The organism is Streptomyces sp. col6 (assembly GCF_008042035.1).
In the GTDB taxonomy this organism is placed as follows: Bacteria; Actinomycetota; Actinomycetes; order Streptomycetales; family Streptomycetaceae; genus Streptomyces.
On the sequence record NZ_RDBL01000031.1, the window covers coordinates 1 to 9,984 of the forward strand.

General features: G+C 68.2%; 13 protein-coding genes and 2 pseudogenes. 9 read left to right on the forward strand and 6 right to left on the reverse strand.

The annotated features are described in order from the left end of the window. Together EAO73_RS34510 and EAO73_RS34515 are read left to right on the forward strand one after the other, a co-directional pair. A pseudogene (locus EAO73_RS34510) lies at nucleotides 1–383 on the forward strand (hypothetical protein); the annotation flags it as partial. A gap of 76 nt (nucleotides 384–459) precedes the next feature. After that, nucleotides 460–870: a VOC family protein gene (locus tag EAO73_RS34515; protein ID WP_147975481.1), complete on the forward strand. Its 411-nt coding sequence runs from the start codon at nucleotides 460–462 to the stop codon at nucleotides 868–870. A 199-nt stretch (nucleotides 871–1,069) separates the two neighbouring features. Here EAO73_RS34515 and EAO73_RS37460 read toward each other — a convergent pair. Beyond that, a pseudogene (locus tag EAO73_RS37460) lies at nucleotides 1,070–1,176 on the reverse strand (DoxX family protein); the annotation flags it as partial. A 123-nt stretch (nucleotides 1,177–1,299) separates the two neighbouring features. Between EAO73_RS37460 and EAO73_RS34525 the strand changes: the two are divergent. Then, the gene (locus EAO73_RS34525; protein WP_147975482.1) at nucleotides 1,300–1,833 is read left to right on the forward strand and encodes an NUDIX hydrolase; all 534 of its coding nucleotides are present in this window, start codon (nucleotides 1,300–1,302) and stop codon (nucleotides 1,831–1,833) included. Here EAO73_RS34525 and EAO73_RS34530 read toward each other — a convergent pair. After that, entirely contained in the window at nucleotides 1,811–3,157 is a 1,347-nt protein-coding gene (locus tag EAO73_RS34530; protein ID WP_147975483.1) for a helix-turn-helix domain-containing protein, read from the reverse strand. The genes EAO73_RS34525 and EAO73_RS34530 overlap by 23 nt on opposite strands. Nucleotides 3,158–3,278: 121 nt before the next feature. Here EAO73_RS34530 and EAO73_RS34535 point away from each other — a divergent pair, with 121 nt between their 5' ends. The 6 genes from EAO73_RS34535 (at nucleotide 3,279) to EAO73_RS34555 (ending at nucleotide 6,625) form a co-directional block, all read left to right on the forward strand. Beyond that, nucleotides 3,279–3,479, forward strand: coding sequence for a hypothetical protein (locus tag EAO73_RS34535; protein WP_147975484.1), 201 nt, complete (start codon nucleotides 3,279–3,281; stop codon nucleotides 3,477–3,479). Nucleotides 3,480–3,553: 74 nt separating this feature from the next. Beyond that, nucleotides 3,554–3,808: a hypothetical protein gene (locus EAO73_RS34540; RefSeq protein ID WP_412075922.1), complete on the forward strand. Its 255-nt coding sequence runs from the start codon at nucleotides 3,554–3,556 to the stop codon at nucleotides 3,806–3,808. After that, nucleotides 3,796–4,914, forward strand: a complete 1,119-nt coding sequence (locus tag EAO73_RS34545; RefSeq protein WP_147975486.1) for a radical SAM protein — start codon at nucleotides 3,796–3,798, stop codon at nucleotides 4,912–4,914. The genes EAO73_RS34540 and EAO73_RS34545 overlap by 13 nt, the downstream gene beginning before the upstream one ends. Beyond that, entirely contained in the window at nucleotides 4,911–5,048 is a 138-nt protein-coding gene (locus EAO73_RS36225; protein ID WP_191134339.1) for a hypothetical protein, read from the forward strand. Before EAO73_RS34545 ends, EAO73_RS36225 begins: the two co-directional genes overlap by 4 nt. Nucleotides 5,049–5,137: 89 nt before the next feature. Continuing rightward, complete coding sequence (locus EAO73_RS34550) at nucleotides 5,138–5,953, forward strand: aminoglycoside phosphotransferase (protein WP_147975487.1); 816 nt, start codon at nucleotides 5,138–5,140, stop codon at nucleotides 5,951–5,953. A 177-nt stretch (nucleotides 5,954–6,130) separates the two neighbouring features. Then, complete coding sequence (locus tag EAO73_RS34555) at nucleotides 6,131–6,625, forward strand: hypothetical protein (protein ID WP_147975488.1); 495 nt, start codon at nucleotides 6,131–6,133, stop codon at nucleotides 6,623–6,625. Nucleotides 6,626–6,642: 17 nt separating this feature from the next. Here EAO73_RS34555 and EAO73_RS36230 read toward each other — a convergent pair whose 3' ends face one another. From EAO73_RS36230 to EAO73_RS34570, 4 genes are all read right to left on the reverse strand, one after another. Next, nucleotides 6,643–6,783 (reverse strand): hypothetical protein, encoded by a 141-nt coding sequence (locus EAO73_RS36230; protein ID WP_191134340.1) that lies wholly within the window; start codon nucleotides 6,781–6,783, stop codon nucleotides 6,643–6,645. Beyond that, nucleotides 6,767–7,600, reverse strand: a complete 834-nt coding sequence (locus EAO73_RS34560) for a DUF4365 domain-containing protein (RefSeq protein ID WP_191134341.1) — start codon at nucleotides 7,598–7,600, stop codon at nucleotides 6,767–6,769. Before EAO73_RS34560 ends, EAO73_RS36230 begins: the two co-directional genes overlap by 17 nt. A 194-nt stretch (nucleotides 7,601–7,794) precedes the next feature. Beyond that, the gene (locus EAO73_RS34565; RefSeq protein ID WP_147975514.1) at nucleotides 7,795–8,226 is read right to left on the reverse strand and encodes a DoxX family protein; all 432 of its coding nucleotides are present in this window, start codon (nucleotides 8,224–8,226) and stop codon (nucleotides 7,795–7,797) included. A gap of 19 nt (nucleotides 8,227–8,245) precedes the next feature. Further along, nucleotides 8,246–9,970: a discoidin domain-containing protein gene (locus tag EAO73_RS34570; RefSeq protein ID WP_147975515.1), complete on the reverse strand. Its 1,725-nt coding sequence runs from the start codon at nucleotides 9,968–9,970 to the stop codon at nucleotides 8,246–8,248. Between the last annotated feature and the right edge of the window lie 14 nt (nucleotides 9,971–9,984).

A 9,984-nucleotide genomic window follows, 5' to 3' on the forward strand; every position in this document is an offset into this window, starting at 1 on the left:
CCTCCCCCTCCCACGCTGGCCACGCCCCGACGGCACCTTCCCGGACGGCCCCGGCCCCAAGGTGCGCGACCACACCCAACTCACCCAGCTCATCGCCCTGGGCCGCGCCTGCGCGCCTCCCCCTCCCACGCTGGCCACGCCCCGACGGCACCTTCCCGGACGGCCCCGGCCCCAAGGTGCGCGACCACACCCAACTCACCCAGCTCATCGCCCTGGGCCGCGCCTGCGCGATCGTCCCCGAAACGATCCGCACCAGCCTCCACGAGGGCCTGGTCGCCGTCCCCGTCCCCGACAGCCCTCACGTCACCACGGTCATCGCCTGGCCCCCGCACAGCCGCTCGACGGCGGTCGCGGGGTTGGTCCGCGCGGCAACCGGGCTGTGACGGGGCCCGTACCTCGAACGCCCCCTGGGGCCTCCTGCTCTCGAAGCCGGGTGTGGGCTTGTGCCAAGATCGCGGGATGCTGCGACTCACCGATTTCATCATCGACTGCCCGGACACGATGAAGCTGGCGGCCTTCTACTCCGAGGTCACCGGCCGTCCGGTGAAGAAGGGCAGCTCCGAGGACTGGGCCGGTATCCGGTTCGGCGAGATCGAGCTGGCGTTCATCAGGGTGGGCGACTACCGCGCTCCGCAGTGGCCCGACAGCGAGCACCCCAAGCAGTTCCACCTCGACTTCGAAGTGGACGACATCGAGTCGGAGCAGCGCCGCGTCGTCGACCTCGGCGCGACGCTGAGGCAGGACTTCATCGGCCCCAACGGCTACGGCTGGCGCGTCTACACCGACCCGGCCGGCCACCCCTTCTGCCTGTGCCGCAACAAGGGCGTCGTCTGGACCGACCAGGGCCCGGTCTGGCCCGAGCGCGACTAGCCTCTCGCACGCGTCGGCGGCACACCGGCCCCGGCCCGGGTGTCGTCCCTACCGGGCAGAAGCGTCCTTCAATACCGTTTCGGCTCGATGGGGGTTGACGCGGTTACGCCCAGGCCCGTCCACGAACGCCGCCCGCCCCCGGGGCCGGGCGGCGTGGCCGTCCCCTCGAACGGGGGCGCCGAGGTGGGGTTCCTGCTGCCGGCCAGGTGCCCGCCGGAGGGTGTCGCGGCCCAGGGTGCCGAAGAGTGAGGCGATGCCGTGGCAGGTGAACAGCGACCTGATGACGATGCGAAGCAGGCCGAGCACGTAGGGCCGGGCGCGCTGACTGCGGGCATCGGGCTCAGTATCCAGGCTGCCTGCACTGCGGAGCTGTTCGTCGGGCGTCCGCTGCTCTGCGATGCTGGAGGTCGATCGAGAGGGGCCGCAGCGATGCAGTGGAAGATCCATGGTGAGCGTCCGATCTACGAGAACAGCTGGGTCAACCTGTGGCTCACCGACGTAGAGACGCCGGACGGCAACCGCTGGGAGCACCACGTCGTCAAACTCCGGCACTTGGCCGTGGCCGCAGTCATCAACGAGCAGCGCGAAGTGCTGATGATGTGGCGGCACCGCTTCATCACGGACGCCTGGGCGTGGGAACTGCCCATGGGCCTGGTCGAGGAGGGCGAGACACCGGCCGAGGCAGCGGCACGCGAAGTGCTGGAAGAGACGGGCTGGCGGCCCGGTTCGGTCAAGCCGCTCATCTACGCCGAACCGGCCAACGGCATCACCGACTCCCAGCACCACATCTTCCGCGCCGACGGCGCAACGTACGAAGGCCCGCCGACCGAGAAGAATGAGTCGGACCGGATCGAGTGGATCCCGCTGGCCGAGGTGCGCGGCATGATCGACCGGCGCGAGATCGTCAGCAGCGGCTCCCTGGTCGGACTGCTCTACGTGCTCATGGACGAGGCGATCCGCTGACCTGACGGGGCAGCGTTTCCCGGAGCTGGGACTCGAACGCCACTGCGGCGGGTTCCCGGCGAAAGGGCTCCAACTGCTCGTAGAACTCCCGAAGATGGCCGCCGACCCGCTGGGAACTGACGGCCGCCGCGGGTGCCAGGGCGTCCATGGCCGTGTGGCACGCTTCATCGAGTTTGCCGCGATGGAGCTGGGTGCGGGCGAGCCAGAAGGCGTGGAAGGCGCGCCCTCGGTGGTTCGTCCGGTGCTCTCGGTGGAGGGCGTCCGCGATGAGAGGTTCGGCGAGGGCTGCTTCGCCCAGGCGGCCGTGTGCGATGCCGGTGTCCACGATCAGCTTCGGTTCATCGAAATAGGCGACCCAGGCCGGGTCTGGATCACCGGCGCTGATTCGCCCGAACTGGCCGTGTGCTTCTGAGATCGCGGTGTGCGTCGCACCGTGGTTGCCGAGGGCAGCGTGGGCGAAGGCTTCGCGCATCGCGAGCATCGCCAGTACGCGCGGTGTCGTCCCTGCTGCTTCCCTGGCCTGGTCCTGGGCGGCTGTGACGAGTGCGAGGGCGTCGCCGGGCTTGTCCTCGTACGTGGCCTGAAGGCTCATGCAAGCGAGAACATTGGCCATGAACTGGCGGTCGTCGATCGCCCTGGCGAGGCCAAGGGATTCGGTGAAGTAGGCGCGTGCCTGGTTGTACTGACGAGCATCGAAGTAGGTCCACCCAGTGAGCCGGGCCAGTTCGGCCGCGATGCTGTGCAGGCCCGTTCGCAGGGGAGCCGGCCGCTGTTCCTTGAGGAGACCGACAACGTAACGGAGCTGACCCACGACTGCCGGCCGTAAGGTCTCGCCCCCGTGCTCGTCGTCTCTGCGCCAGTAGTCCGCGATCGACGAGTGCAGCGCGTCCAGTGTCGAGGGGCTGAGATCGTGCTCGGCCGCCAGGGCGAGGATGCTGTCGACATCCGCCCCCGGCAGCCCGGCGCCAAGCGACTCGGCGGCTGCGGCCGGCACTTCGGTCGGTTCCCGGGGCGTGGCCGTCAGGTCCGGCGGAGTTTCCCAGGAGCGTCGGGCAAGGCCAAGCATGTGCCCGGGGATGCGAAGCCCGTCCGAGATCCGTTCGACGACGTCCATGTGCAACAACTGCCTTCGCCCGGACATCACTTCGCCGACGCGGCTGGGGGTCAGGTCGCAGCGGCGCGCGATCACCGACGAATAGATGCCTGCCCTTGCTTTGACCAGCTTGAAGATGCGGCCGAAGTCTCGGGCCCGGCATGCCTCGATCATCACCGGGTCCGTGAGCAGGCTGACCGGTAGTTCCTGCGAGCGGGGTGGCTCGGGCATCGGCACGCTCCAGCATGAGGACTACGAATCGCTGCCATTAGCCTACTGAGGGTGATGCTACCCAGGTTGGGTAATCCGCTTGGCCTTTCTGCCGGGGCCCGTGGATCGCGATGCTCCTGGCATGGCGAACGGACAGAACGAGGTACGGATGACGTTGCGGGTTTCCCGCGACTCCGGCCGGACGTGGGGGCCTCTCAAGGCGGTACGTGTGGGCGAGGACCCGGTGATCCCGGAGAATCCGGGCCGCTACCCGCCGTGCGTCTGCCCCCGGTGCTCACGGCAGGCCGGTAACGCCGTCGCGTCCTTCCAGATGGTGTCGTGATGCGTTGCTCGCACTGGCGCCGGGTGCCTCTCGGCCTGGCACGGGAAGCGCACGAGAAGTCGACTGCCCCGTACGTGGACACGGCAGTGCAGTGCCGGCTGTCCGCGCACGGCGAGGGTGAGCACTTCGGCCTCCTCACCGACAACGGAGCGTACGGAACCGCGCTGTGGCTCCGCTGGCACGGGGCGGGCGAGGCGGAGCTTGTCGTGCTGCCGGACTGCCCGGTGGCCGCCCCGGGACCCGACGGTGACGGCTGCTGCCTGTTCGTCGACCACGCCCAGCAGCACACCTGGGAAGACACCCCGGAGGAGGTGCCGTGCACCAGCTGATCGCAAGCCCGTACAACGGAACGTTCCTGATCGCCCGTCCCGGCTCCAAGGGCGGCATGCGCATCCCCCGCCCCCTGTACGAGGAGCTGGCCTCGATCGCGGAGAGCAGCAGCCCTCTGCCGGCCTGGCTCCTCGACCACGCCCGCACGGCCTGGAACGTGGACCTGGCCGACACTGCGATGAGGGACGCCGTTCTCGTACGCTCCGAGACCCGCCCCGGGTACGGCAGAGCCACGTACGAGATCAACAAGGGCTGCAACTTCAACTGCGAGCACTGCTACCTCGCGGAGCGGAAGTTCGAGGGGCTGCCCCGGCCGGACAAGGTCCGGCTCCTGCGCCTGCTCCGGGACGCCGGGGTGTTGTGGCTCCAATTCACGGGCGGCGAGCCGCTGATCGACCGGGACTTCGTGGACGCGTACGCACTCGCCCACCGCCCCGGAATGCTGATCGAGATCCTTACCAACGGCTCCCGGCTCCACCGCCCCGAGATCATCGATCTCCTCCGCGATCTGCCGCCGCACAAGGTGACCGTCTCCCTTTACGGGGCGACCTCGGACAGCTTCGACTCGCTCACCCGCAAGTCGGGGGCGTTCAAGCTGGTCGAGAAGGGGCTCGTCGCGGCGCGCGAGGCCGGCATCGCGCTCGAACTGGCGCTGATCATCACCCGGCACAACGCCCACGAGCTGGACGCCATGCGTGCCCTTGCCGGGCGGTACGGGGCAAGCCGTCAGGAGTACGGCACCATCTCGCCCACGTACACCGGCACGCCCGAACCGCTGGCCGCGCAGGCTCCCGGATTCCTGGACAAGACCAGCGTCTTCAAGGGCTGCCCGGCCGGACACACCTTCTTCCACGTCGACCCGCACGGCCTGGCGACCATGTGCAAGATCGGCCGCGAGAACCCCATCGACCTCATGTCCGAGGGCCTGGACGGACTCCTCCGTCTGCCCGGCATCGCGGATGCCCGAATGCTTCGCACCGGTGGCTGCGGCGGCTGTCAGCGCTCCGGCACCTGCCGGGTCTGCCGACCGCTCGCCAAGGCGTACCAGGAGGCGAAGGCACCACTGAATACCTACTGCCAACACGGAAGCGAGGAAGCGTCATGACCGCTGTCATGGTGGAGATCAGCCCCCGACCGCCTGCCCTGGAGGAGCCCGAGGGAGTGATCCTCCTGGACGACCTGGAGGCGCTGTCCGAGGGCGCCGTCCCGGGCTGCAACGACGACAACCCGTACCGGTAGACAACCGGTTGCGTACAGCTGCGGGGGTTCCGGACGTCTATTTCCGCCCGGAGCCCCCGCACCACCACCTTCTGGAAGAGTGAAGCCCCGTGGCGACCACCCGCATCGGCCTCGATCAGCTGCCGCCCGCAGCTCGTACCGCCGTCGAGGAGCACACCGGCCCCTTCCTCACGGTTGAGGAAATGACCGAGGGCTTCAACAGCGAGATCGCGGCCCGCGTCACCTCCGCCACGGGCACCTGGCACGTCAAGGGGCTGCGCACCGACCACCCCCGCGCCTGGACCCAGCGGCGAGAAGCTGCCGTCGCCCCCTTCCTCACCGGCTTGGCCCCTGCCCTGCGCTGGCGTGTCGAGACGGCCGGCTGGGACCTCCTCGGCTTCGAAGCGCTCACAGGCCACCACGCCGACTACGCGCCCGACTCCCCAGATCTCCCCGAAGTCGCCACTCTCCTACGCCGCCTCGGAGATGCCCCCTGCCCCGGCATCGAACTCCGCCAGGCCGAACAGCGCTTGGAGCGCTACGCAGCCCACCCGGACGACCTCCGCTTCTTCGCCGGGCCCCACCTGCTCCACACCGACCTGAACAACACCAACGTCCTCGTGGACGACGACGCCCCGACGGGCGACCGGGCCCGCCTGGTCGACTGGGCCTGGGCAACTCGCGGAGCGGCCTGGCTCGACGCCGGCTACTGGGTCATCTGGCTCATCGCATCCGGCCACACCCCCGCCTCCGCCGAACACTGGGCCGCCGAGATCCCCTCCTGGCACACGGCCCCCACCGAAGGCATCACCGCCTTCGCCACCGCCAACGCCAACGTCTGGTCCGAGATCAGCACCGCCGACCCCGACCCGTGGACCCAGCGCCTCGCAACCGCTGCAACCACTTGGCACGCGCATCGTCAGTGACTCGCCCCACGACGGTTCGCAAGACCGTGCTGCAGTAACTGATTCCATGCGTGGTGTGATCTGGCTGATGCAAGATCGGGTGAGTCGCTACTGAACTTGAATGGGTAATGCTGGGAACGGTGAGTGTGGTGCGCCCCGGGGGCGCTCCGTGGACGGCTGCTGAGTCAAGATGAGTGCATGACCGAGGGTGAAGCGCATCTTCTGGTGCTGCTGCGCGAGCTCGATGATCCGGAGTGGCTGGAGTCGCCGCAGCACTACGACCGCGTCGAGGCGGCAGCGCACTTCAGTGTCCTGGCAGCCCGGCTCGAAAGTGACTTCGCAGCCCGCTGCACGGCCGAGCGGGACACCCAGGACTCCAGCGAGTACGGACGCGTCGTCGTGCCCGGAGATGCAACCGTACGCGGCACTCGGATCGTCGTCTGCGTGAGCAAGTTCGGCTCGCTGGCTCTGGTCTGCGCCGACAACCCGGGCGCCTTCCTCGGAACAGATGACGCTCAGACCGAGGGCGAGCTGGACGGCGCGGACCTTGCCAAGGTCAACCGGGCGCTGGCCGACCTCGGCTATGTCGTGGTTGCCGAGGAACTACTGGAGAGCGACTACGACGGGCCGAGCCGACTGCCCTGGCACGTTCAGCGGCCAAGCTGGTGGCATCGTTTCTTCGGTACCTTCTGATGATCGCGCCGGCAAGGTCAGGCAGTACCGGCCAGGCATCCGTCGATCACCTCCGGCCCGTACTGCAGCATCTTGAGCTTGCGCTTCACAGCGCGGGTGATCTGGCCGACGTCGGCGGCGGCCAGGTGGTCGGCAGGTCTCTCATTTTGGGATCTCAACACCACGCCGGATCCTCTCCGTCGTAGAGAAACAGGAGGCGAGCCACAAAGCCTCTGGCATGTTCAGGATCACGCCACTGATGACCGGAATGGGGAAGCTGCGTCGCAATTCCTCAGGGAAGTCTTCGCCGAAATCGAGTCCCTGGGCCCATGCGCCGGGCAGGAGCAACCCGCTAGGCATAATCGGGATCGGATCCCAGTCGAGGTCACTGTGCAGAAGCGTGGCGTATGGTTCTCCGGGACGCTGCCAGAAGATCAACTGTTCGTCGAACTCGTTGACCCAGTGAAGGACATGGTCCGAGCGATCGAAGACTACGCCGGCCATCTCTCCGAGATGAGTCAGGACCGCGTTACGTCCCCGGTACCCGCCGACGTACGCACGCGCTTCGTTTACGAAGTCCTCTATGGTGCCGGCATCCAGCACTGACGCAGCAGGCAGCTTGATGGTGCGCGGCCGACGGCCCTTCTGTCCGCCAACACGGAGCTGTTTCGTGGCGTTCGCCCAGTGCAACTTCTCCGTTTCCGGGTCAAAGACGACACAGAACACGGGTACGTTGCCGTTGGCCCAGGTCTCGGAGTGCTGGCGCACCGGTACTGCGTAGCCGTAAGAACGTCTCCACGAGGTGCCCCCCTTGACCTGGACCTTGATGACGTCGTTGGTCACTCGCCCGGCGCAGGCGAAGGTGACATACAGGTCCTCGCCGTAGTCGTTCTGTCCGGAGATCTCTTCTACGACGTGGTCGTGACTCTGCAGGAGAGTGCGCAGCGCGTTCACTGCTGCCTGCTCGACGCGTCGTCCACTCGGAATCGTCGTCATGTCCCGCCCCCCCATCTGCGTGGTTTGCCGCCCACAGTGCCATCTGGTTCTGACACTGTGACTCGGGGCGTTCCCGTGTGGTCGTGACGCCCCGGTGTTCGACCTGCGGTTTTCAGGAGCCGCCCCCGCCCCCCTCCAACGCCGAACGGCCCCCGGGGGCAGTCCCGGGGGCCGTTCGCGGCGTGGCCGTTCCCTCAAACGGGGACGCCGAGGTGGTGGTCCTGCTGCTGGGGCGTCGGTCGCGTGGCGAACAGGCGGTCCGCCGCTAGCGCGCCGGGGCCCGTGAACGTCAGTAGCAGGAGCGTCCAGCAGAAGAGGGCCGCGGGTTCGCCGCCGTTCTCCAGCGGCAGCAAGCCCGCCCGCTGGTGGACGTCGAAGTACGCGAAGGCCATCGAGCCGGAGCCCAGGAAGGCGGCCGTGCGCGTGCCGAGGCCCAGGGTCACCAGGGTGCCGGCGACGAGTTGGATGACGGCCGCGTACCAGCCGGGCCAGGTGCCCGCCCGGAGGGTGTCGCGGCCCAGGACGCCGAAGAGCGAGGCGATGCCGTGGCAGGTGAACAGCGACCCGATGACGATACGGAACAGGCCGAGCGTGTAGGGCCGGGCGCGGTCCAAGTAGGTGATCATCATGAGCGCCGGACTCCCGTCAGCTGTATACGCCGAACTCGTAGAGCGAGTAGCCGTAGCCGGAGCCGCGCGCGGTGCCGTTGATGCGTACGTAGCGGCCCGTGCCGGTGACGTCGAGGTCGTCTATGTCACCGTTGCCGTCGGTCACGGTCTTGATCGTCGTCCAGTTCTGGCCGTCCTCGGACGTCTGGATCTCGTAGCCCTTGGCGTACGCCGGGTCCCAGGCGAGCTGCACGTGCTTGATGGCCGTGGAGGCCCCCAGGTCGACCTGGAGCCACTGCGGGTCGCTCCAGTCGCTGGCCCAGCGGGTGTCGAACTTGCCGTCCACCGCGTTGTCCGCGCCGCACGGGCAGCCGCCGGTCGGGTCGGTCTGGAAGGAGGAGGCCGTGGCCGGCTTGCCCTGGGAGACGTTGGTGCCGTCCACCTTCGGCGGGATCACCTTGAGGGACTTGGTCTCGACGCCCACGTTGCCGTGGCCGTCCCTGGCCTTCACGTACACCTTGTAGACGCCCGTCTTGCTCGGTGCCTTCGCGGTCAGCGTGCCGTCGCCGTTGTCCTTGGTCTCGGCGGGGATCAGGGCCTTGTTCTGGTCGATGTAGTTGCTGCTGAAGAGGACCTGGTAGGTGATCGCGTCGCCGTCCGGGTCCGTGGTGTGTGTGCTGACGCGCACGTCGGAGCCGGTGGGGACGCCCTCGGTGGCGTTGTCGACGGTCATGTCGGAGATCACCGGCGGGGTGTTGTCACCGGAGGTGTCCGCGCCGTACGCCTTCTTCACCGCGTAGTACGAGAGCCGCTTCTCGCCGCCCGGCAGCAGGTTGAACCAGACGCCGCCGAAGTCGTCCTCGGTGCCGTAGTGGAACATCGTGGCGCCCAGGGCCACCCCCGTGTGCCCCGTGACGCAGCCCCACGCCTTGGTGTAGCCCTCGGCCTTCGCGGCGTCGGTGGGCTCCTCCGGTACGCCGTTGGCGTCGTCGTCCACCTCCCACTCACCGGCCGGGCCCGTCTCCGTGACGATGTAGGGCTTGTCGTAACCCCCCTGCTCCCAGTCGGACTTGACGTTGCAGACCGCGTCGTAGGCGTTGACCGCGTACAGGTCCAGGTCCGGGGCGTTCTTCTTGTAGTACGGCCAGGCTCCGGTCCAGGCGTCCGTGGAGGTGACCGGATGGTTGGGGTCGACCTCGTGGATCTTCTTCGCGATGTCGTTGACGAAGGAGGTGTAAGCGTTGCGCTGGGCCTCCAGCTCGTCGCCGCCGTAACAGTTCTGCAGGCCGAGCGTGGACTCGTTGCCGACGTTCCACATCAGCACACCGGGGTTGTCCTTGTAGGTGTCGACCCACTTGGGGAACTCGGCGAGCATGTCGTTCTTGTACTGCGTGTCCGTCAGGTAATTGACGCAGCCGCCGCTGCCGGGGCCGCCGCCCGGCTGGAGCCAGAAGCCGGCGATCACCTTGACGCCGTTGGCCGCCGCCGTGTCGAACAGCGGCTTGCTGGTGGCGTCCGTGCCCCAGGTGCGGATCGTGTTGACGCCCATCGACGCCAGGTCGGGCAGGTACTTCCCGGCGTCCGCGACCGAGGGGCCCCAGGTGAGGCCCTTGACCGTGTACGGCGAACCGTCCACGGTGAGCTGCCAGTTGCCCTGGGAGCCGGTCACCTTCACGACGTTGCCGGCCGCCTGCGCCGACGGTGCCTGGAGGGCGAGCAGACCGCCGCCGAGCAGCGCGGCCGCCGCGACGGGCGCGATCAGGCGGCGGTCTGCTC